Below are 25,382 nucleotides of genomic sequence, written 5' to 3'. Positions count from 1 at the left end.
CTTGAGAATCCACGTTACAAAAAAGTTGGCAGAAAAACTCAAGAAGGCTGGCTTTGAAATCGCTGATTCAGCTGAGGAGCAGCCATCTGTGCTAGGCGACTGGCATGCTAATATCACCACAATCCAGCGTCGCCAGTGCCTGGTGTTTACTCACGACCAGACGCGGTTCTCCATCGCGCTTACAGGTGTGCCCCAGAAAGAGATCAAAGCACTGACGTTCTGGTTCAAGGATATGCTGGCCAGTGCCATGCTGAAGCTGGGCTTTCCTGAAGTGCTGGTCGAGCGAGCCGTCGTCCAGGTTGGTGAGCTGAGTTTTGATACCCAATGCAGCCGATCTGTTCAGGGCACGTTGAGAACAATGATCGCCGACCTGGAATCCTACACTTGGGACGGCAGTAACATCATGGAGCTGGGCCCGTACTCATTATCTGCAAGTCTGAGTGATCGACCATGCCGCATTAAAGGCATGAAGGAAAGCGAGTACCTGATACCAGCTCACGAGATGCGTAAACTACTGGAGCTGCTGCCTCGCACAAATGAAACCGTTAACTAGCGGGCAATAGCACAACGTGCACCAGCTTGCACGGAACGACGCTCAACCCACGAAACGGAAATCTTCGGCACTCTCCGCACGAACTGGTTAAGGCTTTATCACACCCAAAAATTCTGCTTAGCGTTTTGCGCTCGAAAAAACAGGATCTCATCTTATCGACAGTTAACCGTTTTGGCAGAACAGGGCGAATCCGCCTGTAGGCCAGGCGCTGTCAGGGATTGGGCTTTAGTCCGTAAGATGAGATCGATCTCACGGTAAAATACAAATAACATGTATGTCAGCTCAGCATCACTCTAGATATACCTAATTTAACATAATATACATTATGCGAAGTTGGATATAGCACGTATAAACAGCCGATTTCACCGCGAAAGACCCCCACAGCGTCACGGTTCACCAACAGAACCCCACACCTCATAAGATCCTAGCCGCTCGCTCAGAGCATGAAAAACTTTCAGGTTAAGGATCGACAAAATGACCATCTATCATATGAGTGCATATCAGAAAAAGCTGGCTTTCATTAGTGCGTGCGGAGAATACACACGTTTTCTGACACCGCAAGACCTCATGGACCTGCTTTCAGTGTCCAGGGCAACCGCCTACCGGATGCGAAAAGATGGTAAATTCAATTCCGCACAGCGCGAGATTCTGGAATTCAAGCTGTTCGGGCTGATACCTGGCTGGCATGGCTGGAGGATTGAACCGGGCGAGCTGATCGACCCGACCGGATACCGTTACAGCATGGGTGACATTCAAAGCATCCCGTTGCTTAAGTCCATGAGCCGTACCATTAATACCTAATATGTATTGCCGATAAATCAGATTATCGGCATTGATTGATCAAGCCTAGTGCGATCAGCGCATCAGACACATACAGAGAGATCGGAGACTTTACCCCCCTATTAGTTTATGGGGGTAATAAGGGTATTCCCCTAACCATTGTGCCAACCCAGAAACAGCAAAAGCGGTTGATCATGGCGCGGCCCGGCCGTTGTCATCGCCGGGATCGCAACGACGCGAAGACGTAACGCAGGCTCATTACGTTAATCGCAATTGGGCCCGTACGTTAAAAATAACGTAAGGCGAGCGAGGAACCGCCGGGGATGGATTAGCACATTGACCAAGGGTTATCATGCCGGCTGATGCGCTACGCGCAGGATGCCAACAACAAGGAGTGAACACGATGGGCTTACAGGATCGCAAGTGGTACGCAGAGGATCGCAAACGGCGGGATGCCATGAACGTGAAGACAGGGGCAAGTGGATGGAACACCTCCCCTACTTCACTCGATATGAAACAAAACCTGTTCTGGATGTCAGTTACGCTTAACGTGATATTGGCCGGCAGCCTGGCTTACGTCCTGATGCGGTAATCACAGAATAGAAACGGTCTTCCGTTCGCGTTCCGTGCCTCCACGCGAATCAGAAGACCGTTTTTGATCGCGTTTGATTTGATCAGCAAAATTCAAGGTGCTGCCTTCAGCGTGGATCATGCATTGCGCAAACTCTAGATCAGCAACACGGCCATATACATCATGACAGCGACACTCAGAACGCTGGGCCCAGACAACGCAACCAATTAAGCGCGCAGGCGGACGCTTAGAGACCGTTATGGGTTCACTATAACCATCGACAGACGCTATAACTTCAGATTCAGGATCAATGATCTCGGATGCCTGATCACCCGTGAAAAAGCCAATACTCTTATAGCCTAGAAAAAGCACCAATGCCAAGGCTACAACCATTCCAAAGACAGCCTTCTTCAACCATGCAGGCAGCATTGCCTTATGGGTGTGGACGGTTGCAGATTTGTAGCATTCAAATAGACGTTTTTCGTAACGCCACGGTATCTGATCACACCGATCCAGAGCTGTTCGGCTCTTGGTATCAATCAGCTCATCGCGCCGGAATATCAGTACATTGTGCGAACCGTATTGGCGCTGAATATGGAAGTGGCGCCCGACCAGATCACGAATATGGGCATGAAGGAGCCGTTCCCGCTGGGTGATGAAATACAAGTCATGGCCAGTATGCCTGTGCTTCTCAAGTGCCTGTATCTGAGGATTTTTGGCCCTGCCTGAGCCATCAGGACCATAACGCTCCTGGCATTCATCCATGAAGACAGCCGAGCCTTCAGGTGTATCACGCCAGTCAGCTGGTGTCTCATGCGTACCAAAACGCTCATGATCAAAGCCTGCAATATCCGTATAAATTTCGCGAATATTAGCTTTGCAGGCAGCGATTTTATCTGGATTGCCTTCCTCTTCTAGTTTGGGAAGCTCCTTTATCGCCTTTGATTTTGCATCTAAAAGATCAAGAATTAATTTAACAGCGTATTGGCTTTTCCCTGAGCCCGGAACACCGGTAATTAACGTGATCATTTATCGCCCCCTTTATATGTAAGACCTACACTGTTCATAGCGGTCATTAACGCGATTCTGGTTAATATCGCACCACCGATAATAGAGAAGAATTCAGATATACCTGCTAACAATGCAAGCTGAAGCGCAGCAGAAGGAAGGCCGTTCAAGCCATCTACAGCAGTATCTAAAAGCTCTGAAACCATTGCATCCAAGCCAGCAAATACAATCATTGATAAACCGGCATGCGTCATCATGCTAGTGATGCCACCAGTTGAGAACCATTCAAGAAGTTTAAAAAGTGACTTAAACATTAAGCCCCCCTCCTTTGTGCACCTACAATTATCATTGTCGCAATAATTCCAGCTATTGAAATAACAAGCGGCTTAAAATAGGTGCTTACATTTTCGCAGGCGACCGTAAATTCATATTTGATTGACTGGCCATTAAAAGAGGTTGTTATAGGTGCAGGACATGAGCCAGCACCTAAGCCGGAGCTGTAATCTTCCTTAATATCATCAAGGGTTAACTCTTCGACCGGGAAATCATCTGGATCAAGGTTTTCTTCTTCTTCCTTTGTCCATTCAATCCAGTCACAGACGACACTTGCCCAGTCACAGAAGCCCGGCCATTCAGGTTCTGCATCAGGCTTATTGGCCGTGTCTTCACTGGGCGGGGTGTATTCCCCAGTTGTTGTAGAGCCGTCAGGGTTCGTGATGGTAATTCGCCCTGGGCCCACGTACTCAACGTTTGGATCATTTTTGGCAACCTCCTTGAGCCAGTCGTTTATCGTGGTGTCGATTACTGGGTTAGGACTAGGATCACCCGACTTTTGACGGAATAGGTCCCAAAGGTATGAGGCTGGCATTTTCAGCAATTCCTCTACCATCTTGGGAAGCAGGTCTTCATCAGGAACAGGCTCATTTGTTCCCGGTAATACGATATCGGAAGGGTCTATGTTGCAAAGCGGATTAGTTGAATTGCATGCCTTCTTTTGCCACCAAAAGGTTTGGCCGTTTGAATAGGTAACTGAAGGTTCCATGCGGCCAAATATCTCTTTCAGGCCGTGAGAGGTCTGAGGACATGTACCATTTGGCCCGCAATTGGGTAATGACTGTGGTGCAATCAGATAGCAGTGCTGAGGAGAGATACAACTAGGGGTAGATGCCTGCTTTGTCTGGTAATAATACCCTTCAACATGATCATCTATATTAGTAGGTGAGGACTTTGTTATCTGACCAGTCAATTCGTCAATCAGCCAGCCAGCACCGGCAGCCGCACCCGCAGCAGCTGTTGTTACAACCAAAGCACCCGGATTACGCCCTTTTAATGATGCCATTAAAGGAACAAGATCAGCTTCTTTAAAATCAGCCGATAAAACCTTATGGCGTGGAATATGCGAGTTTTCAGGCGTCGTTTTAACTGCATAGTCTACACGTATTTTTTGACCGTGCTTTTTAACCTTCAAAACTTGTGCGGCAGTTGTAAAAATAGCCTGCCCCGAAGCATTTACCGGAAGTATATAAAAGCAGCTGAAGAAAGAACAAATAATAAAAACCAGCCTGTTAAATCTGTCATTTAACATACCCCTGTCCCCATTAAAAAAGGGGGCGCGAGCCCCCTAGTAAAAAAGCCGGAATCAAGCAGCGCGACGCAGTTTTTTCCAGACCTTCAATCCGATCTCAACGATCAGGGACGCGTTAGCGATCGCGGCGATCGCAACACCACCAGCCACGAGGGCTTCAACAGCTTCTGTAGTATCCATAATTCACCTTCAGACAGTTGAGGACCGCATACGACGAAGAACCCAAACCAGCGCAAGCAGTCCCCAAACGGCACTAGAAAGGGTAAGCGCATCCTCAACGGTTAGAACCGGAAAGGACGACAACTGTGAAACAGATACCCACTGGCAGGCTGTTTGGCTGGCATTGCAGACCTGAACGACGTCAGTGGGATTCATGCTTATTTACTCGCAGCAGTAGTTGCAGCAGATGCCGTCGCACCTGTTGCGGCCTTGGGCGCGGCAGGTACGAAGACCAACTTTCGTGCGTCGATACCCAAACCACCGAAGCGATCAACGGAAAGTGCGGCTTCAACGTCCAGGGTGTATTCACCGGGACGAAGTGCACGGTCAGCAGAGTCGTGAGAGATTTCGATCTTCTCAGGAAATTTAGATGTACCGATAAAGGCATGAACAGGCTGCTTGTAGAAGCAGTAGTTCTTACCAGATTTTGAAGACGTTCCGGATACCTGTTCAGTAGCGGAAGACTCGACATACACACGAATAGACATAGCTATTTCTCCTATTGCATCAAACCGGGCACAGCTACACGGTGCATCGACCGAGGCACAGCATCCCGAATCAGTTGATCTATGATTTGTTCATCAGAAAGGCCACGCGCTTTACGCATGACATTGATCACACCACCGACAACGCGACGGGCGTTCTCGACAGAGCGGTTATATTGAGCAACAGCCGCCATCTTGACTGACTGGGTGTCACGCTTGCGGATCGGAACGGTTACAGCTTCAGGCACAGTGGCCGCGTCAGCTTCAGCCACGAGTTCGAGAACGTGAGCAGACCACGGATAGAACCCGGCAAAATACTGATCAGGCTTGGTCAGAATATGCAGCGGGATTTCACGGTTAGAAGAGCGTAGCTCGACCTCATGCCGGAACCAGAGCGATTCTGTATCACCGCCCTGCTTGCCCTTTTCGTATCCACGGTAGAGCTTGCCACCAGCACGAGAACCGACGTAGAACGTCCGGCCTTTGGTGTATTCAATCTCACGGGTCCCCGCTTTTTTAACACCGCCGGAACCATTGCGATCACACTGGGGAGGCTTGCCACGGGTCACAAACTGGTCATCCAAGAAGGCCTGTTCAGCCGCGTCATAGCCACCCGTTACACCGGCGAAGTCATCAAGGGCAACATCGACACGGGTCAGCTTAACCAGGGGAAGCGAGCGAAGAATACGGTGCACAGAGTTGAAGTCGAGAAGACGACACCCGCCGCCAGTGACTGATACATAACAGGAACCCTGTTGACCACCAGAAGCAGCAAGACCAATGATGTGACCGTCAAGAACCAGATCAAACGCACGTCGATAACCAAAGACACCCCCTGCTCGCTCGATCAACTGGAAATGGTCCTCCCAGAGGTCAGCTGTTGAGTATTCACAGTTGGCAAAAATGTCCTTGCCCACGGACATGAAGAACGTCTTCAGCTCATCCAGTGCGGCATATTCAAGCTGATGCAGGTCGAGCGGATCACCAACGGATTCACGGTATTTGATGAACTGAGCCATGTTTTTAACAGGCTTGCCCTCCTCGCTTTCAGGATCGACAAACCGGCCAGACTGGGCCAGACGGCGCAAGGGCTCGATTTCAGCCGGGCACCACGTGAAGGACAGATAATCTATGATGCAGAGCTGCTTAAGCTCCGGTACTTGTTTCGGAGGAAGGCGCATTAGAAGAATACCCCCGAATCATAAAGCTCTTGCCAGTTGTCACGGGTCACTTCGACCATGACCGCATTCCCTTCCGGCACCGCATCAGACACAAACGCGCCCATTTCATACTGGGAACGGAATTCACGGATCGACCCACTATCCATCAGGTAGTAGGTGCCGTTGATCAGTTCGTAGTAGAAAGTGGGCGCGGTCATTAGCGATTAGCCTTCTATCTCATCTGAAACAGCGAGCGAGAGGAAAAGACGAGAAAAACGCTCAGAGGCCATTTCTTCACACTTGAACAGGTCCATGATTTGATCACGGGTTAGAGAGTCAAAATCGGCACTAAGAAGTGCCTTGTGTGCAGAGCGGTACTCTGAAAGAGCAGCCTGCAAAGTTTCGTTCAATGTGACTTTCATCCGTGAATCTCCTGCTAGGTGTCAACTTGATTGAACCTAATCTAGTCATCTGGATTGAACCTGTAAACACCATAAAACCGTAGTCAGACCGGATAACGTCAACTAGGATTAGAAATATTCAAGAATTGGGGGCGATATGAATTACAGTGAACGCCTCATTGACGCGATGAAAGAGGCGCAGGAACTGCCCTCTGACTACAAAGCAGCGCAGCTTTTAGGAATTACGAGACAAATGGTCTCTAATATCAGGGCAGGAAGGCGGAATCTATCGCCAGAACAAACACTTAAAGCCGCTAAGCTGGCCGGAATTGATCCCGGAATAGCGTTATTGAGAAGATACCAGGAAACAATAGACGATCTCGAAACTAGACACGAGATTTCAAAAATAGAAGAGGAAATTCAAGAACTTAGAACGGTTTCTTAACGGGCTTAATATACATTATGCGAAGTTAAATACAGGGCGTATCAGGGTTCAATTTGACGGTTACTCAGGGGCTTCCACTAATCTTTGCTTAGTACCGATAACCTGATTTATCGGCATTTGTGTAAGCACAGTCTGCCTGACTTCAATGCACCTCTTTTTACGGTTCCCAATCATTAGCCAAACCAAATAACTTCGGCCTCGCGAATCTACCATTCATTGGAGCGACAACTGCTCAGGTGCGCGCAGCTTTTTAGCCGGCCTATACTAAGACTTTCAAACCAACACGTGTGAACCATGTCGATCATTTGGCGCTGCTGGATTACTGTCACTGTCATCCTTGCTCTCATGCTTGGCACCCTGGGTGTTTTGGTCAGCCTTCAGCATGATGCTGTCCTGGCATCGCTCACCAAAAAGCGCATTTCGGTTATCGCACAGAACACGGCAAACAGCTTTCAGCAAGCACTCGATATCGGTCTTCCACTTGCCAGCATCCGCAATGCCAATGACATGCTTAATCGTATCCGTGGTCAATATTCGAGCCCACTTCAAATATCGGTTACAGACACATCTGGCGACATCGTTTTTATGACAGATCAGCATGCCAATTTGCTGCCTGACGACCAATGGCTAATGCAGCTCAGCGCCAGTAATGAACAAACTCTGCATTCTGAAACGGATAAGTTGTTAACCAGCGGGCTTAAGCTAAAAGCCATTGATGGCAGTGTCGCAGGAATCGTTATCGTCGCGTATGCCAAAGAACACTTTGATGATGTCAGTCACAGCCTTGTAACCAAATTAATTTCTGGCGCCCTGGTCATGATGGTTATTTTTTCATCAGCAACCTGGCTGGTTCTTTTTTATACATTGAGAGATGCGCGTCGTGGATACAGAGAAATAATCAAGCTTTTACGCTCTTACGCATCCACCCAGTCAAAGCTCCCCCGCCCTGCTCCGCCTACCATTGCTTCTTATGGCTTTTTTACCGATGCGGTATATGAGCTTCATAACAACCTTGCTGAGGCTGAATCCTGTTTCCGCCGACTGCAATATGAGCAACAAACACCTGAGGACGGTACCAGTACCCGCTCAACATTAATCATGCCGTCGCCCAATAATTCCCTTGCGTATTCGATGAGCAGATACCTGACCCCCTGGGTAGCACTTATTCTGGTTTCGGCCATTATGAGCTTTGGTGCCTATGCTCATCATCATACCCAAAGCTCGTTTGAACCAGAGCAAGCGGAACGCCTTCAGTTGATCGGCAAGCTTGTAAATACAGACATACAGCGCGCAGTAGACTCAGGGGTTCCACTGCGGGATTTGGTTGGTGCCTCAATTTATTTCAATGAGTTATTAGAAGCTTTTCCAGAGATTTCTTACCTTGGCATCAGGGGTGATATTCTGAATGTTTCTGCAGGCGCACAAACAGAGCCAGGATTCTGGTCATTCGGAAATATCAGCTTTACCGGCCTTCCCATTCGACATGATGGTCAACAAATAGCGGAACTCATTATTCAGCCGAACCCGCATTATTTCACCCTTCAATTTCGGGACATCCTGCTGGACCTCGGTGTATTCACAATTGCAGCTTTGTTAGTGGCTTTCCACGTTTTTGCCGTGACATTCAGCGCAACGTTAACCGGTCCGTTTAACCGTCTTATGTATTTGAGCCAGCGCCAGGCCAAAGGTGACTTTACAGTTCGTCTTAATCACTTCAGGCATAGTGAGATTGATCGAGCAGCCGCTTTTTTGTCAGAGAGAACAGCCCGCTTGGGAGAGACTTCAAGCTCGTTAATTAAACCTCGCGCACCGAATGTACTCGAGTTTGCGTACCTCAATGATGTACGCCTTCCTTTATTCCTGTATGCATTCACAGATGCTCTATCTGTTTCTTTTTTGCCCGTATACACCGCCAACTTGAGCAATAGCTTCCACTGGATTGAAGGCCCTCTGGTTCAGAGCCTGCCCCTGGTGGGTTACCTTCTTGCTATTACACTGATATCTCCCCTGGTAAGGCCAGTCATTGCCAGAATGGGTCACCGCCGCACATTACTGTGGAGCAGCCTGCTTTGCTCCCTTTTTTATGCCGGATTATGGAACGCCGATACTACGGTCGAGCTTACGCTCTATCGCTCATTAACCGGGGCCGGTTTTGCGCTTTCTACACTGGCATGTCAAGACTATACCCTTGACGTTAGCCAGCCTGCTCAGCGTTCACGGGCACTTGCCCTGTTTACCAGCACGCTGTTCAGCGGAGTTTTTACAGGTGTTGCTGTAGGTGGCATCCTGGCTGATCGAATAGGTGCATCCAATGTATTTGCCATTGGCGCGGCTATGGTACTCCTGGCATGGGCGCTTGTTTTTTTGATGCTTCCGCGCCAGCATCACCGCGCATCTATGCACCCGTTCAGCCTCAAAATTTGGCGTCCTTTATCCAACAGGCAATATCGACTTCTTGTCTTGGGTGCAGCGATACCATCAAATGCACTCACACAATGCTTCATAGCATTTCTGTTGGCATTGCAGCTTCATTCTATTGGTGCATCTGCAGCTGATATTGCCCGGGTAATGATGCTCTACTATCTGATTATCATGATTGCCAGCGCCCTTGCTCCTCGCCTCTTACCCGAAATAAGCAATTGGACAAAAGCAACGCTAGGCCTTTTGATTTCAGCATTTGCTCTGGGTATGGCGTCCGTCTCAACGACTTACTGGACCCTTCTATTGGCTGTTATCGTAGCTGGCCTGGGGCAGGCACTATTGAGGGACCCGACTATCGCCACGGCACTGCAGCTGTCTGACTCTCAACTAAAAGCCTTTGGCAGTGATACCATCCTGAGCAGCCTGAGGGCCATTGAACGTATTGGCAGTGCCTTAGCACTTCTCGTCATTGCTTTTATGGTTCAGCACTATGGTTATAACACCGGTATTGCCGTGCTGAGTGTTTGGCTCGCACTGGCGGGGACTGTATGCGCGATCTGGCAGAGACAGTGCATGTCTCAACCACTCAATGATTAACCGTTTCAACAAACTGAAGCATCTCGACGGATGGGTAAAGTTGAAGCTTTTTCGCCGTGCCCATATTCACTACGTAGGCAAAATTTTGCACTCTCGCGATGGGAATATCACCCGGCGTGCGCTTTTCTATTATTATTTCCTCTGCAAGCTCGCCTGCCAGCCGACCAACTTCATAATACCTGGCAGCAACAGACAATAGAGCACCAGACTCTCTTACCAGCCGTTCATAAGGGCTAAACAACGGCATCTGATTCGCAATTGCTGCGTCCGCCAGAGTATCCCGGTGCGTATCCAAAAAGGAGCTGGAGCCTAGATACAGGAACTCCACACCTTGCGATTTCAGCATGGCCACTTTCGGAGCAATATCACTGGCGATTGGCTTACCCTCGACATCCTGAGCCAATGGCAGCGCTACTAATTCCAAACCCATTCCGGGCGCCAAGATGGCCAACTCTTCCTTTTTAAGTACAGAGTTTGGTTCATCCTGATTGTAAATCAGCCCCAATCGCTTCAGAGTCGGCAAATATGCGCGCATGGCATTGATGTTGACCTTCTCAGGCACTTGATTAAGTGTACCTGTCAGGTTTTTACGGCCCGAGTATTCCAGGCTTTCGACAATACCGGCTCCGACAGGATCGGCAACTATGGTGAATATTTGTGGAATCTCTCGATTGTAATTTTTGTTATCGCGCTCCCCCATACGTCCCGCAAATGCCAGCGTTACGCTCGTTCCCCAGGACAAAATCAGATCGGGTTTCAGCTTTTTGGCCTCTGCCAGCAGTTGCGGTAACCGTTGCGGCTGGCGCTGGGCATTTTTGATGGTCAGCCTGACACTGGGCAAATGTTCTGCCAGATAATCCTTAAAGCCTTGGCATGATTCTTCACAGCCACGCCAGTAAACAGCATAAATATGATGCGTAGCCTCAGAACCATCCGCATCAGTGGTGCTTGCGCCAGCAACAGGCAATGCCCAAACACAACAGCTGATGAGTATTCCAAATAGTCTGGCAACCATGAAGAGCCCTCCTTTTATCCCTTTTCAGGGTAGCTCCTCATGCCAAACTCTGTAGCTAGTCCGGTTTCGTAATATTCTCAAGCCGATCCAGTTGTTTACCTGCTGCTGACTCATGGCGCTCTATCCGGCCTGTATGCAGATAGCGCGAAGTCGTATCGATACTGTCATGGCCGGCATCTGCTTGCACATGCGAGAGCGGTCGCCTGTTAAGGTTGATATCGTGTGTTATCCCCGTGTGCCGCAGGCTATGCGCTGTCATCTGCCGGATTTCGGCTGCATCTTCTATAAAGCCGTCATCGGCTGCTGCCGAAGCGGCTTGATAAAACAGATCATCCAGCAGTTCTCGTACCTGACGAATCCCCAGATTGGCATTCTGGGTTCCCGCATCTCGACCACGGCCTGCAGCCCTGTGCCTCACAAACAACGGCGTTTCATCACCCGGAGGTGGCAGGTCTGTGAGACCCAGGTAGCGCCGGTATCGTTTGAGTGCCTGCAGCAGTGCTTTGGAAACCGCCACGCTACGCTGCTTGCCACCCTTGCTGCGAGGGATGTGGTAACTCCAGATGCCTGTCTGACTATCTCGCCTGAATTGCCCCATGATGGGCGCAAACCCGGGCCTTGCAGATACTTCGGAAATGCGCAGATAACACCCGTACATAAGACTGACCAGGAACAGGGTTCGCTCGTGTAATTCAGGCTCCTCTCGAGCAAGCTCGCGTGCGGTTGCCATAACATAAGACCACTGCAGCTCACTGAAGGCCTTGATACTTTCATTATCCTCGCCACTGGCCTGAAACTGGCTGCCAGCCTTGAACACGCCACTTTTTAGGATTTGCCGTGCAGGGTTTCGCTCTGTCAACTCTTCATCAATGAGGTAGCTGTAATACGCGGACAGAATTGCCAGTTTTGTCCGCAATGCCTGCTCACTGAGTCGATATGGAAGTACCTCGCCCGACTCTTTGCGTCCCAGGAAAGGCCGCCAGTTTCCATTGGGGTATCGCTCACCGGTTTCCTTGTGGGTTTTGAATTGGGCGGTATTAAAGTAAGCAATCAGCGCATTGGGCGGTTGACGGCAAAATTCCACATAACGGAACAGGCTACGGCGCGTTGTATCCAACGGGCTCTCCTGTTCAACCTCGAAGCACCAGTAGAGAAAGGTCGTCAGTTCCGAGCGGTATGTTTTGAAATTGTTCTCACTGGCGCGCTGCTCCAGTAGCCAGTCCACGGAATACTCATAGACCAACGCTGCATCCTGGATACGATTGACTGTGAGCCTGGCCAGATATTCATTCACCAGAGCATTGCCGTCTTCGAGGTACTCAACTGCATCAAAAAGCGGCAGAGCCAAAGGGATTTCTTCCATAATACAGACACTTAATAATATTATATAATGTTTAACATTAGCAAATTTCCGCTACACATAGCCATTTCCATCTGCGGCTTAGTTGAATCGATCCAATGAAATCACTATTATATAAGCAATAACTAATTTAAAGGATCGTATATGACGATTATCAATTTCACCCCCGGGCCAGCTCTTCTGGGCGGTGCTCTCATTGGTCTGGCGGCTGCTTTCCTTTTGCTGGCCAAAGGACGCGTGGCAGGAATCTCTGGCATCGCTGGCGGCATTATTTATCCAGAATCCAAAGAAGATATTGGCTGGCGACTGGTATTCCTTATCGGGCTCGTGCTGGGTGGCTTTATCTACCAGGCAAGTGGATTCGGTGCCGGGGTTGAACATATTGAAGCCATAGTCAGCACCCCGATGCTGATTGTTGGCGGCCTGCTGGTAGGTATCGGCACCCAGATCGGCACCGGTTGCACCAGCGGTCATGGTATTTGCGGTCTCGCCAGACGCAGCCCACGCTCACTGGTTGCAACCCTGTGTTTCATGGGTAGCGCCATTGTTACCGTATACATTACCCGCCACCTGATGGGAGCCGCTTAACATGTCCCCTGCTCTTCGACTCCTGGCGGCACTGTTCGCCGGTACGCTATTCGGGCTTGGCCTTTCAGTCGCGCAAATGATCGATCCTGCCAAGGTAATCAACTTTCTCGACTTTACCGGCAATTGGGATCCATCACTGGCATTCGTCATGGCAGGCGGTTTGCTTGTTAACGCCCTGATAACTCCTATTATTCTCAAGCGAAAACACCCGTTGCTGGGCGAATATTTTCGTCTACCCAACAAAACACAAATCGATGCGCGAATCGTTATAGGCGGCGTTATTTTCGGAATAGGCTGGGGATTGGCAGGCTACTGCCCGGGCCCAATGCTAACTTCGTTGAGTTTCGCCAACACGGACATTTTGACTGTCGTTGCTGCCTTTGCGGTCGGTACGCTGGGTACACGCTGGTATCTAGCAAATCAGTCCTGAGACTGATCGGAACGAACGACACGATTGCGCCCGGTATTCTTGGCCTGATACACCGCCCTGTCGGCCCGGAGCAAGGGCGCATCACTGCTGCTGTCATCCAGCGTAAGCACGCTTACACCTACGCTGGCGGTTAGCTTGAGATCCGGGTATTGCTCAATACGAGCACCTTCTACTGCCTGCCGCAAACGCTCGGCCAGAATGAATGCTCCGTCCATATCAGTGCCTGGCAGCAATAATGCAAACTCTTCGCCACCAATACGGCCAAGAATATCAATATTGCGCAGCTGGGCACTGGAAACTCGGGCAAATAGCTTCAGTGCCTCATCACCGGCGGCATGGCCAAAACGATCATTCACCTGCTTGAAGTGATCAAGATCGATCATCAGCAGGCCACAAGGACTGCCAAATCGCTGTGTACGAGCCTGCTCCTGCGCCATACGTTGCATGAAGTGACGTCGATTGGCCAACCCTGTCAACATGTCTCGCGTTGCCAGCTTATGCAGTTCCTGTTCACGGTTTTTTTGCCGCGTTATGTCCTGCACCATGCCTGTAGCCAGCAGAATACCACTGTCATCATGTTGAAAATCGGCAATGGAGCGCACCCAACGTTCTTCACCATTCACTACAATACGATGTTCAAGATCATAATCACCGCCCTGCACCGCTTCATGCCAGGCATTTTCGACCTGCGCGCGATCCTCCGGATGAACACGACTTATAAAGGTCGCATAATCGGCATCACTGGATTGACCAAGCCCCAGGATATGACAAGCCTCATCTGACAGAGTCATGATGCGATCGGCAAACTGATACTCCCAGCTGCCAACATGCCCAATCGTCTGCGCTCGCCGAAGGGTACGCTCACTGCTCGCCAGTGCTGACTCGGCATGCTGCTGAGCACTGATATCAACCAATGCACCGTGCAGCACCTGACTGCCATCATCCAGGGCGACCAGACGGCTCCGATCTTCCAGCCACAGCCAGCTTCCTGACTTGTGCCTTAAACGGTATCTCAGTCGACGGGTTGAATCCGGCTCTGGAGACGCATCTGCTACCAGCCAGTGCTGGTCCAGAGGGTGCGTATGCTCCAGCCACCAGTCGGGTGTATCCAGAATATCGCGATCACAGTAGCCGGTGAGCTCCAGGCAATTCGGGGAAATATAACTCAGGGTATTAGCGGGCATTTCCAGGCTATAGGTTACAACCGGCGAATCCTTGAGCACCGACATCAGCTGCGCATTCGCGCTCTTGGCAGCTGAAGTCGCCTGATCAATTCGGCCCTGCATAAGGGTTCTTAACCGCAGCAATAGAAACAACAGCAGCAATTGCACCAGCACATAACTGCCCACCAGCATCAATTCAAGCTGACCTATACCCTGCTGGTGCTTTTGCCAGGCGGGCGTGATGTCCTGCCAGGTAACCACCCGCCCTACCGGCCCCTTGCTGACACCCTGGTAGTCGTAGAGAGGAAAGCTGACCAGCGCATAGGTCGCTTGCTCCTGGGTAAGTGTCGTAACGGAGGTCTTCATATCAGTGACAGCCGGATACTGGATAGCACCGGATTTAAGCCAGCTTTCCAGCTTTGTATCGGTCTGACCTTCGATATAACAGTCACAGGCCTCCATAGCCCTGGTGCGATACTCGCTCCAAACGGCACCATCAATATTGGTGCGGTTCAAAAGCACAGCCAGATCCCCATCGACAAATTCAGCCAGGTTACTCAATAAGGAATCGACAGAAGTACCCGCTTCCAGGGAGCCTATATGTTCTTTACTGCCATCCTGGCGGGTATACCAGACCGGCACAATGCCGCGAATGCCGGAATAGATACGACCGATCTCAAAACCGGACAGCGGCTCTTGCAGACGGTTACTGTCTACGATGATCTGGCGTATATCACTGAGGTCATCGCCGTATTTGCCGGGCTGATGTACACGCAAGAACGAGGTGGCGGGCGGCAAATGAAAGTGCAGCTGACGCAGGTTGTAATCACGCTGCATCTGCTTCCAGGAGGCCTCGACCTCTTCCAGTAACGCCTGACGCAAGCGACTGGATTCACCAGCGCCCTTGGCACCGCCTTCCACGCGCACCATCTGCGTACCGTATTTGAACAGCTCCTGGATTTCCGGGTCCGCAGCTACAAATGAGGCCAGCAACAGCATCTGGCTTTCCTGCTCCTTGAAAGCCACGCTGAAGCTGCGTCGAATGATGTCAGCATTGTTTTGCAACTGCTGCTTGAAGGCCTGCTTTTCCTGGTTTCGCTCGGACAGCGAGATACCAAGAAAGACAACGGCCAATAACAGGCTTGCCAGTATAACGAGGGTGCGGAAACTGATAGGAGCGGCCCTGCAAGGTTAAGCTGCATTAAAAATTCAAGTTTAACGCGAACAGCAGGGAAATAAAGCCCAAACAGAGCTGATAAGGCAGGAAATAGAACTACGGCTGCGTATTCGCAGCCGTAGTTTCAAAGCGTTTTCAGGTTCAGCTGCTGGCCACCAGGCCACGCTGATCCATCAACTCCTCGATTTCAGACAGACTGGACGGATCATCGATGGTTGACGGCACCTTGTACTCCTGACCATCAGCAATCTGGCGCATCAGCTTGCGCAGAATCTTGCCGGATCGGGTCTTCGGCAGGCGCTGTACTACCAGAGCGCGATTGAAGCAGGCGATAGGCCCGATATCCTTGCGCACCATGGCAACCAGTTCTTTCTCCAGTTCTTCTTCGTCGATATCAACACCATCCTTCAACAGCACCAGGCCGATCGGCACCTGGCCTTTGAGGCTGTCATTGATACCGATAACGGCACACTCGGCAACCGCAGGATGGTCTGCGACAATTTCTTCCATCTCACCGGTAGAAAGACGGTGACCCGCCACGTTGATCACATCATCGGTACGACCCATGATGAAGACATAACCATCTTCATCCTTGTAGCCGCCATCACCCGAGGTGTAGTAGCCTGGGAAGTCGGCAAGATAACCAGCGGCAAAGCGCTCATGGTTGTTCCAGATGGTCGGCAGACAGCTCGGCGGCAGCGGCAGTTTCACGGCAATGGCGCCCTGCTCACCGGCCGGCATTTCATTCCCTTCCGGATCCAGAATCTGAACATTAAAGCCTGGCACCGGTAGAGTCGCGGAACCCGGCTTGGGTTCTTTGGCTTCAACGCCCATCAGGTTACCGCAGATAGCCCAGCCTGTTTCGGTCTGCCACCAGTGATCGATTACCGGCTTACCGGTTTTCTCGACCGTCCAGTGGTAGGTCGGCGGATCCAGACGCTCACCGGCCATAAAAATGATCTCCAGATTGGAAAGATCATAGTTACCGATCTGAGCACCTTCCGGATCTTCCTTCTTGATCGCACGGAAGGCAGTGGGCGCAGCGAACAGCGCCTTGATCTTGTACTCTTCACACAAACGCCAGAAGGCACCGGCATCAGGTGTACGAACCGGCTTGCCTTCGTAGACGATGGTGGTGGCACCTGCCAGCAGCGGCGCGTAGACAATATAGGAGTGGCCGACCACCCAGCCCACATCCGAGGCTGCCAGGAATACATCACCCGGCTCAATATTGTAGATCGCCTTCATGGAGTAGTTCATGGCGGTTGCATGTCCGCCATTATCACGCACAACCCCTTTCGGCTTACCGGTGGTGCCGGAGGTATACAGAATATAGAGCGGATCAGTACCTTTCACCGGTACACAGTCAGCCGGCTCAGCACTGGCAATCGCGGTTTCCCAATCCAGGTCACGACCCGGAATCAGTTCAGCCTTGGCCTGTGGGCGCTGCAGAATGACACAGGCATCGGGCTTGTGCGCAGACTGTTCGATAGCGGCATCCAGCATCGGCTTGTATTCCAGCACCTTGGATACTTCAATGCCGCAAGAAGCCGTTACAATCACTTTAGGCTCGGCATCTTCAATACGCACAGCCAGCTCGTGCGGTGCAAAACCGCCAAACACGACTGAATGGATGGCGCCCAGGCGTGCTACCGCATACATGGCAATCAGTGCTTCAGGCACCATCGGCATGTAGATAACGACACGGTCACCCTTTTCAACGCCCTGAGCCTTGAGCACACCGGCAAATGCCGCCACCTGGTCACGCATTTCACGATAGGTGTATACGCGCTTGGTGTCAGCAACCGGCGAGTCATAAATAACAGCCGGCTGGTCACCACGACCGTTCTCAACATGGTAATCCAATGCCATGTATGCCGTGTTCATTTCACCATCGGCAAACCAGCGGTCAATGCCATTTTCATCTTTGGACAGGATCTTTTCCGGCTGCTTGAACCAGGCAAGTTCAGCTGCTTTTTCAGCCCAGAATTCTTCAGGTGCTTCAATAGACCGTGTGTACTCGGCGTGGTAGCTCATGACAACGTCCTCTAACTCTCGGTTTTGTGCCGCATACTTATTTATTGTTGACACTTTGTGTCTTTAGGACTGCACTCTAACGAAAGTTTGCCTGCAACGAACTAAGACAAAAGGCGTAAAATGAACGTAAAACACTGTGTTTCAGTATTAAAACGCTGATTTGGACGCACTTTTTACACTTTGGTCTTACATGGCCACTCTTGATCAAAATCAAGGTGTCGACACTAGGACACATAAATCAGGGAATATCCGAGCACACCAGAATTTCAGGCACAAAAAAACCCGCACGGCGATGCCGGGCGGGTTTCTGACCACTGATGAAGTGGTTACATGTCGCTGGTCTGAACCGGAATTGCGGATTTCATTCCAGTCAGCGTGTTGCGGTTGCGCAGCTCATCATCAGAGATGCCAACACCGTTATCGGATTTGGCATTTTCGAAGTAGCAAAGAGTCGGCTGGTAATTATCCGCTTCCTGTTCGTCCAGCTGGACGTAGGAGCAGATGATCAGCAGATCGCCCTTCTGTGCCTTGTGAGCGGCTGCGCCATTCACGGAGATTACGCCACTGCCATTTTCGGCCTTGATTGCGTAAGTGGTGAAGCGCTCGCCGTTATTGATGTTGTAGATGTGAATCATCTCGTATTCACGAATGCCGGATTTCTCCAGCAGATCACCATCAATGGCACATGAACCTTCGTAGTGAAGCTCTGCATGAGTAACGGTTACTCGATGCAGTTTTGCCTTCAAGAATGTCTGCAGCATACTGAAAACCTGCGTCTTCTCTTTTTAGTACCGGCCAGCCGGTATTTCATTTTACCGCTTCCGCCATCCGTGGATGGCTTATCTTTCTCGCGGTTACCCCTTCACCCAATAAGCACAGTTCCCCTGCTCGCATAAGAGAGGGACATACACCATTAGTAGAAGTGGACAACGAAACGGTCCAGAGAAGCGATCTGAAAAGTGCGTGCATTCTATCACGATAATTCCAAAAGATAAGGTGAATATACGTAAAATTTCTGCAACGCAGCAATCTTCAAATATTTTCAATAGACTATGACTTCCCCTCAGCCAAAGAGACGGCCGTTTGGACTACAATGTCGTCCTTCAATCGGTCACTGCAATGGAAGTACACGTGAAAGACAACTCTCTGCATGCGCAACTCAGCCACTCTCTGAACCAACGCATCCTGATGCTCGATGGCGGCATGGGCACCATGATCCAGGAGCGCCAGCTGTCCGAGGCGGATTTTCGTGGTGACCGATTCGCCGACTGGCACCTGGACGTAAAAGGCAACAACGACATGCTGGTGCTGACCCAGCCCGACATGATTCGTGAGCTGCACGTTGCCTACCTTGAAGGTGGCGCCGACATCATTGAAACGAACACCTTCAATGCCACCCGCATCGCCATGGCCGATTACGAAATGGAGGCCCTGACCCGCGAAATCAACGTGGAAGCAGCCCGTTTGGCACGCGAAGCGGCTGATCAGGTTAGCGCGCAGACGCCGGACCGCCCCCGCTATGTTGCCGGTGTGCTTGGCCCAACCAACCGTACTGCCTCCATTTCACCTGACGTGAATGACCCGGGCTTTCGTAACGTTACCTTCGATGAGCTGTTTGAAGCCTACACCGAGTCTATCGATGGCCTGATTGAAGGTGGTGTCGATATCCTGCTGATCGAGACCATCTTCGATACTCTGAACGCCAAGGCTGCCATCTATGCCATTGAAGATTACTTCGAGAAGCATGACCTGCGCCTGCCGGTAATGATCTCCGGCACTATTACCGATGCATCCGGCCGTACGCTTTCAGGCCAGACAACTGAAGCCTTCTGGAACTCGGTGCGACATGCTCGCCCCATCAGCATTGGTCTTAACTGTGCATTGGGTCCGAAAGAGCTGCGCCAATACGTGGAAGAGCTGTCTCGCGTCGCCGATACCTACGTTTCCGTTCACCCCAACGCCGGCCTGCCCAACGCGTTTGGTGGTTACGATGAAACGCCGGAGCAGATGGCCGAAGAGATTCGCGAATGGGCCCAGTCCGGCTTCGTGAACATTGTCGGTGGTTGCTGTGGTACGACGCCCGACCATATCCGCGTGATCCGAGAGGCCCTGCTGGATCAGGCACCGCGCCCGCTGCCCGAGATTTCAGTGGAGTGCCGCCTGTCAGGCCTGGAGCCGATGAACATTGGTGCCGAGACTCTGTTTGTGAACGTGGGTGAGCGTACCAACGTCACCGGCTCGGCCCGCTTCCGTCGCCTGATCAAGGAAGGCGACTATGAAACCGCGCTGGAAGTGGCTCGCCAGCAGGTGGAAAACGGCGCCCAGATCATCGATATCAATATGGACGAAGGCATGCTGGATGCGGAAGCGGCCATGAACCGCTTCCTTAATCTGATTGCTTCCGAGCCAGACATCTCCCGTGTGCCGATCATGCTCGACTCCTCCAAGTGGCATGTAATGGAGGAAGGCCTCAAGCGTATCCAGGGCAAGGGCGTGGTCAACTCCATTTCGTTGAAGGAAGGTGAAGAGAACTTCATCGCGCAGGCACGCAAGATTCGCCATTATGGTGCGGCTGTTGTGGTCATGGCGTTTGATGAAACCGGTCAGGCCGATACCTACGAGCGCAAGATCGAAATCTGTGAGCGTTCTTACCGGGTACTGGTCGACAAGGTCGGCTTCCCGCCGGAAGACATCATCTTCGACCCCAACATTTTTGCCATTGCTACCGGTATCGAAGAACACGACAACTACGCCAACGACTTCATTAATGCCACTGGCTGGATCAAGCGACACCTGCCCTATGCCAAGGTATCCGGCGGTGTGTCCAACGTATCCTTCTCCTTCCGCGGCAACGACAAGGTGCGTGAAGCGATTCACTGTGTGTTCCTCTACCACGCCATTCAGAAAGGCATGGACATGGGTATCGTCAACGCCGGCCAGCTGGCGATTTATGACGACCTGCCGGCCGAGCTGCGCGAGCATGTTGAAGACATCGTACTAAACCGTCGCGAGGACGGCACCGAGCGCATGCTGGAACTGGCCGAGAAATACCGTGGCGGCGCGTCTGAATCCTCCGTCAAACAGGATCTGGAATGGCGCACCTGGGACGTCAACAAACGTCTGGCGCATGCACTGGTCAAAGGCATTGCCGATTACGTCGATGAAGACGTGGAAGAGTGCCGCCACAACTACGAACGTCCGCTGCAGGTCATTGAAGGCCCCTTGATGGACGGTATGGGCATTGTCGGCGACCTCTTCGGCGCCGGTAAGATGTTCCTGCCCCAGGTGGTCAAGTCTGCCCGTGTCATGAAGAAAGCCGTGGCCTACCTGATGCCTTTCATCGAAGAGGAAAAAGCGGGCAGCGAAAGCAGCTCCGCCGGCAAGGTGATCATGGCGACCGTTAAGGGCGACGTTCACGACATCGGTAAAAACATCGTCGGCGTGGTTCTGCAATGTAACAACTTCGAGATTGTGGATCTGGGCGTCATGGTACCGGCCGAAAAGATCCTGCAGACTGCCCGTGAAGAGAATGCCGATATTATCGGTCTGTCTGGCCTGATCACTCCGTCCCTGGACGAAATGGTTCACGTCGCCAAGGAAATGCAGCGTCAGGATTTCCATATCCCGCTGTTGATTGGTGGCGCAACCACATCCAAGGCGCACACAGCGGTCAAGATTGAGCCCAATTACAAGAACAACCAGGTGGTGCATGTCACCAACGCATCCCGCTCGGTTGGCGTTGCCTCCTCTCTGCTTTCTAAAACCAAAAAAGAAAGCTTTATCAAGGAGATAAAGGAAGATTATCAGGCGGTACGTGAACGCCATGCTGCACGTCAGCATGACCAGCGCCGCGTTACTCTGGAAGCCGCCCGTGCCAACTGCCAGCCCATTGAATGGGAGGGCTATCAGGCACCGGTACCTGTTCAACCAGGCCTGCATGTATTTGAAGATTACGACCTGGAAGAACTGAGCCAGTGCATCGACTGGACGCCCTTCTTCCAGTCTTGGGAATTGGCGGGCCGCTTCCCGCGTATTCTGGATGATGAAGTGGTTGGCACAGAGGCACGCAAGCTGTACGAAGATGCCAAGCTGATGCTGCGCGATATCATCGACAACAAGAAACTGCGTGCCCGTGGTGTGCTTGGTCTGTTCCCGGCCAACAGCGTTGGTCATGACGACATCGAGATCTATACCGATGACAACCGTGACCAGGTGCGCATGAAGGTACACCACCTGCGTCAGCAGACGCAGAAGGTCGAAGGTCGCTACAACCATTGCCTGAGCGACTATGTAGCACCCAAGGAAACCGGCGTTCAGGATTATGTCGGTGCTTTCGCCGTAACAGCAGGCATCGGCATCGACAAATGGGTTGAGCAGTATGAAGCCGATCACGATGACTACAACAGCATCATGATCAAGGCCCTGGCGGACCGCCTGGCTGAAGCTTTTGCCGAGCGCTTGCACCAGCGCGTTCGCACCGAATTCTGGGGCTACGCTGCAGATGAGAACCTCGATAACGAAGCGCTGATCCGCGAGCAGTATCAGGGCATTCGCCCGGCCCCGGGTTACCCCGCCTGCCCGGACCACACCGAGAAAGCATTGTTGTGGGAACTGCTGGATGTTGATCACAATGCCGGCATGACCCTGACAGACAGTTTTGCAATGCTGCCGACAGCAGCGGTCAGCGGCTGGTACTTCAGCCATCCGGAAGCTCGCTACTTCGGTGTCGCCAAGATCAGCGAAGATCAGGTGGAAAGCTATGCCAAGCGTAAAGGCATGAGCATGGACGAAGCGGAACGCTGGCTGGCACCCAACCTCGGCTACGAGCCGGAACAGGGCTAACACCCTTATCAGGGCGTTTCATTCGAAGCGCCCTTCTCTCCCCCTTCCCGCTGTATGAATTTTGTTTTACTACAACACGAATGCAGCATTCGATGGCTATAGTTAGCCCTAAGTCGATACTCTTCGGGTATGAAATCGACCCTTCAGGCTTTATAATTTGTAGCCGATTTACAAGCGCCAGGCTCTCTGGACAGCGCAGGGTGGTTATCCATCACCCAAACGAGCCTTTGGCAATCCAGCCATAAATCATTTCGGGGAAAAACATGCCTACAAAATCAAAAATCATCTACACCCTCACTGATGAAGCACCGGCTCTTGCGACCTCTTCGCTGCTGCCGATCATTCGCACCTTCGCATCTACCGCCGATATCGAAGTTGATCTGAGCGATATCTCTCTGGCTGGCCGTATTCTGTCAGCCTTCCCCGAGCGACTGACCGAAGAGCAGCGCGTTGAAGACGGTCTGGCAGCCCTGGGCGAGCTGACCAAAGACCCGCACGCCAACATCATCAAGCTGCCAAATATCAGTGCTTCTGTTCCTCAGCTGCGCGCTGCCATCAAGGAGCTGCAGGGTCAGGGGTATGACATTCCCGAGTACGCTGACAACCCTCAGACCGATGAGCAGAAAGAAGCTAACGCACGCTATTCCAAGATTCTGGGCAGTGCAGTAAACCCGGTTCTGCGTCAGGGTAACTCTGACCGTCGTGCTCCGGCTGCCGTTAAAGCCTTTGCGCGCAAATTCCCGCACTCCATGGGCGAGTGGAGCAAGGCATCCCGCTCCCACGCCGACTACATGCGCGGCGGTGACTTCTTCTCCAGCGAACAGTCCATCACCATGGCTGACGCCGGCGACGTGCGCATCGAATTCACCCCCAAGGGTGGCGAAACTGTTGTCAAGAAAGAGCTGAGCCTGGAAAAAGGTGAAGTACTGGACAGCATGTTCATGAGCGCCAAGGCGCTGGACGAATTCTTCGAAGACACCCTGCAGGATTGTAAAGAAGCTGGCGTCATGTGGTCTCTGCACGTGAAAGCCACCATGATGAAGGTGTCTCACCCGATCGTATTCGGCCACGCGGTACGTGTTTTCTACCGTGAAGTATTCGAGAAATACGGCGAGCTGTTCGACGAGCTGGGCGTTAACCCGAACAACGGCATGAACAGTGTTCTGGAAAAAATCAAAACACTGCCTCAGTCCAAGCAGGATGAGATCGAAGAAGCGATCCACGCCTGCTACGAACACCGTCCGGAAATGGCGATGGTTGATTCCGTTAAAGGCATCACCAACCTGCACGTACCGAGCGATGTAATCGTAGATGCTTCCATGCCGGCCATGATCCGCAGCTCCGGCAAAATGTGGGGCCGCGACGGCAAGACCAAGGACACCAAAGCGGTGATGCCTGAGTCTACTTACGCGCGCATCTACCAGGAAGTAATCAACTTCTGTAAAACCAACGGTGCATTCGACCCGACCACCATGGGTACCGTACCGAACGTTGGTCTGATGGCGATGAAAGCCGAAGAGTACGGTTCTCACGACAAGACTTTCGAAATCGAAGAAGACGGCACCATGCGCGTTGTTGACGCCAACGGTAACGTTCTGATGCAGCACGATGTTGAGAAAGGCGACATCTGGCGCGCTTGCCAGACCAAGGACGCGGCTATCCGTGACTGGGTCAAGCTGGCCGTTACCCGCTCTCGCCAGTCCAACACTCCGGCTGTGTTCTGGCTGGATCAGGAACGTGCGCACGACCTGGAACTGACCAAGAAGGTCAAAGAGTACCTGAAAGAGCACGATACCGAAGGTCTGGAAATCCACATCATGTCCTACAACGAAGCGATCCGCTTCTCTATGGAGCGAATGATCCGTGGTCAGGACACCATTTCCGTAACCGGTAACGTTCTGCGTGACTACCTGACCGACCTGTTCCCGATCATGGAGCTGGGTACATCTGCCAAGATGCTGTCCATCGTTCCGATGCTGGCCGGTGGTGGCATGTACGAAACAGGTGCCGGCGGTTCTGCGCCCAAGCACGTTCAGCAGGTTGAGCAGGAAAACCACCTGCGCTGGGACTCTCTGGGCGAATTCCTGGCTCTGGGCGTTTCTCTGGACGAACTGGGCATCAAGGAAAACAATCCGCGTGCTCGCGTACTGGCTAACGCACTGGACAAGGCAACCGAAACCCTGCTGGAAAACGGCAAGTCTCCGTCCCGTAAGGTTGGCGAGCTGGATAACCGTGGCAGCCACTGCTACCTGGCTCTGTACTGGGCACAGGAACTGGCCGCTCAGACTGAAGATGCCGAACTGGCAGCTGAATTCAAGCCGCTGGCTGAAGCACTGGCTGCCAACGAGCAGAAGATCATTGAAGAGTTCAACGAAGCCCAGGGCAAGCCGGCTGAACTGGATGGTTACTACCACGCCAGCCTGGATACTGTTGCCAAGGTAATGCGCCCGAGCGCGACCTTCAACCAGATCATCGACAGCTTCAAGAAGTAATCAACCAAGTTGATACATGAAAAACCCGGGCCTTGCCCGGGTTTTTTTGTTTC

Annotated in this window: 22 protein-coding genes; 9 read left to right on the top strand and 13 right to left on the bottom strand. The window is 51.8% G+C overall.

Annotated features, from left to right (window positions below):
* The first annotated feature begins 1 nt into the window (after position 1).
* From BW956_RS08325 to BW956_RS08315, 3 genes are all read left to right on the top strand, one after another.
* Positions 2 to 553 carry a DUF6933 domain-containing protein gene (locus tag BW956_RS08325; protein WP_420811629.1) on the top strand — a complete coding sequence of 184 codons (552 nt, stop codon included), beginning with the start codon at positions 2 to 4 and terminating at the stop codon, positions 551 to 553.
* A gap of 474 nt (positions 554 to 1,027) precedes the next feature.
* Positions 1,028 to 1,354: a helix-turn-helix domain-containing protein gene (locus BW956_RS08320; RefSeq protein WP_076462353.1), complete on the top strand. Its 327-nt coding sequence runs from the start codon at positions 1,028 to 1,030 to the stop codon at positions 1,352 to 1,354.
* 382 nt (positions 1,355 to 1,736) lie between these two features.
* Positions 1,737 to 1,925, top strand: a complete 189-nt coding sequence (locus BW956_RS08315; RefSeq protein ID WP_076462352.1) for a hypothetical protein — start codon at positions 1,737 to 1,739, stop codon at positions 1,923 to 1,925.
* Here the strand turns inward: BW956_RS08315 and BW956_RS08310 are convergent, their stop codons facing one another.
* The 8 genes from BW956_RS08310 to BW956_RS08280 all read right to left on the bottom strand — a co-directional run bounded on the left by BW956_RS08310 (position 1,926) and on the right by BW956_RS08280 (position 6,783).
* On the bottom strand, positions 1,926 to 2,933 hold the full coding sequence (locus tag BW956_RS08310) for a zonular occludens toxin domain-containing protein (protein ID WP_076462350.1): 1,008 nt from the start codon (positions 2,931 to 2,933) through the stop codon (positions 1,926 to 1,928). It abuts the gene before it with no gap.
* Entirely contained in the window at positions 2,930 to 3,226 is a 297-nt protein-coding gene (locus BW956_RS08305; protein ID WP_076462349.1) for a DUF2523 family protein, read from the bottom strand. Before BW956_RS08305 ends, BW956_RS08310 begins: the two co-directional genes overlap by 4 nt.
* Entirely contained in the window at positions 3,226 to 4,497 is a 1,272-nt protein-coding gene (locus tag BW956_RS22220; protein WP_139327149.1) for a virulence factor TspB C-terminal domain-related protein, read from the bottom strand. Before BW956_RS22220 ends, BW956_RS08305 begins: the two co-directional genes overlap by 1 nt.
* Positions 4,498 to 4,551: 54 nt before the next feature.
* Positions 4,552 to 4,677, bottom strand: a complete 126-nt coding sequence (locus BW956_RS22620; protein ID WP_244894336.1) for a major capsid protein — start codon at positions 4,675 to 4,677, stop codon at positions 4,552 to 4,554.
* 197 nt (positions 4,678 to 4,874) lie between these two features.
* A complete protein-coding gene (locus BW956_RS08295) occupies positions 4,875 to 5,204 on the bottom strand; it encodes a single-stranded DNA-binding protein (RefSeq protein WP_076462345.1) in 330 nt (109 codons plus the stop codon).
* Positions 5,205 to 5,215: 11 nt separating this feature from the next.
* Positions 5,216 to 6,382: a replication initiation factor domain-containing protein gene (locus tag BW956_RS08290; protein WP_076462343.1), complete on the bottom strand. Its 1,167-nt coding sequence runs from the start codon at positions 6,380 to 6,382 to the stop codon at positions 5,216 to 5,218.
* Entirely contained in the window at positions 6,382 to 6,579 is a 198-nt protein-coding gene (locus BW956_RS08285; protein ID WP_076462341.1) for a hypothetical protein, read from the bottom strand. The genes BW956_RS08290 and BW956_RS08285 overlap by 1 nt, the downstream gene beginning before the upstream one ends.
* Positions 6,580 to 6,585: 6 nt before the next feature.
* Positions 6,586 to 6,783 carry a hypothetical protein gene (locus tag BW956_RS08280; RefSeq protein ID WP_076462339.1) on the bottom strand — a complete coding sequence of 66 codons (198 nt, stop codon included), beginning with the start codon at positions 6,781 to 6,783 and terminating at the stop codon, positions 6,586 to 6,588.
* A gap of 136 nt (positions 6,784 to 6,919) precedes the next feature.
* Here BW956_RS08280 and BW956_RS08275 point away from each other — a divergent pair, with 136 nt between their 5' ends.
* Both BW956_RS08275 and BW956_RS08270 read left to right on the top strand, forming a co-directional pair.
* Complete coding sequence (locus tag BW956_RS08275; protein WP_076462337.1) at positions 6,920 to 7,207, top strand: hypothetical protein; 288 nt, start codon at positions 6,920 to 6,922, stop codon at positions 7,205 to 7,207.
* Between the two features lie 294 nt (positions 7,208 to 7,501).
* Positions 7,502 to 10,225: an MFS transporter gene (locus BW956_RS08270; protein ID WP_083702988.1), complete on the top strand. Its 2,724-nt coding sequence runs from the start codon at positions 7,502 to 7,504 to the stop codon at positions 10,223 to 10,225.
* Here BW956_RS08270 and BW956_RS08265 read toward each other — a convergent pair.
* Positions 10,215 to 11,240: an ABC transporter substrate-binding protein gene (locus BW956_RS08265; RefSeq protein WP_076462333.1), complete on the bottom strand. Its 1,026-nt coding sequence runs from the start codon at positions 11,238 to 11,240 to the stop codon at positions 10,215 to 10,217. The genes BW956_RS08270 and BW956_RS08265 overlap by 11 nt on opposite strands.
* A 55-nt stretch (positions 11,241 to 11,295) precedes the next feature.
* On the bottom strand, positions 11,296 to 12,603 hold the full coding sequence (locus BW956_RS08260; RefSeq protein ID WP_076462331.1) for a tyrosine-type recombinase/integrase: 1,308 nt from the start codon (positions 12,601 to 12,603) through the stop codon (positions 11,296 to 11,298).
* A gap of 141 nt (positions 12,604 to 12,744) precedes the next feature.
* On the opposite strand from BW956_RS08260, the gene BW956_RS08255 reads away from it, so the two are divergent.
* Positions 12,745 to 13,188, top strand: a complete 444-nt coding sequence (locus BW956_RS08255) for a YeeE/YedE family protein (RefSeq protein WP_076462329.1) — start codon at positions 12,745 to 12,747, stop codon at positions 13,186 to 13,188.
* Between the two features lies 1 nt (position 13,189).
* The gene (locus BW956_RS08250; RefSeq protein ID WP_076462327.1) at positions 13,190 to 13,618 is read left to right on the top strand and encodes a YeeE/YedE family protein; all 429 of its coding nucleotides are present in this window, start codon (positions 13,190 to 13,192) and stop codon (positions 13,616 to 13,618) included.
* Here BW956_RS08250 and BW956_RS08245 read toward each other — a convergent pair.
* The 3 genes from BW956_RS08245 to panD all read right to left on the bottom strand — a co-directional run bounded on the left by BW956_RS08245 (position 13,609) and on the right by panD (position 18,756).
* Positions 13,609 to 15,915 (bottom strand): sensor domain-containing diguanylate cyclase, encoded by a 2,307-nt coding sequence (locus tag BW956_RS08245; RefSeq protein WP_076462326.1) that lies wholly within the window; start codon positions 15,913 to 15,915, stop codon positions 13,609 to 13,611. The two genes, BW956_RS08250 and BW956_RS08245, sit on opposite strands and share 10 nt — an antisense overlap.
* A 184-nt stretch (positions 15,916 to 16,099) precedes the next feature.
* Positions 16,100 to 18,049 carry a propionyl-CoA synthetase gene (locus BW956_RS08240; RefSeq protein ID WP_338066338.1) on the bottom strand — a complete coding sequence of 650 codons (1,950 nt, stop codon included), beginning with the start codon at positions 18,047 to 18,049 and terminating at the stop codon, positions 16,100 to 16,102.
* Between the two features lie 272 nt (positions 18,050 to 18,321).
* Complete coding sequence (panD, locus tag BW956_RS08235; protein ID WP_076462322.1) at positions 18,322 to 18,756, bottom strand: aspartate 1-decarboxylase; 435 nt, start codon at positions 18,754 to 18,756, stop codon at positions 18,322 to 18,324.
* A gap of 358 nt (positions 18,757 to 19,114) precedes the next feature.
* On the opposite strand from panD, the gene metH reads away from it, so the two are divergent.
* Positions 19,115 to 22,837, top strand: coding sequence for a methionine synthase (gene metH, locus BW956_RS08230; protein WP_076462631.1), 3,723 nt, complete (start codon positions 19,115 to 19,117; stop codon positions 22,835 to 22,837).
* 263 nt (positions 22,838 to 23,100) lie between these two features.
* Complete coding sequence (locus tag BW956_RS08225) at positions 23,101 to 25,329, top strand: NADP-dependent isocitrate dehydrogenase (protein WP_076462320.1); 2,229 nt, start codon at positions 23,101 to 23,103, stop codon at positions 25,327 to 25,329.
* Positions 25,330 to 25,382: the final 53 nt, after the last annotated feature.

This window comes from Marinobacterium stanieri (assembly GCF_900155945.1).
Taxonomy (GTDB): domain Bacteria; phylum Pseudomonadota; class Gammaproteobacteria; order Pseudomonadales; family Balneatricaceae; genus Marinobacterium; species Marinobacterium stanieri.
Note: the sequence above shows the minus strand (reverse complement) of the source record. Positions and strands in the feature narration are given on the sequence as shown.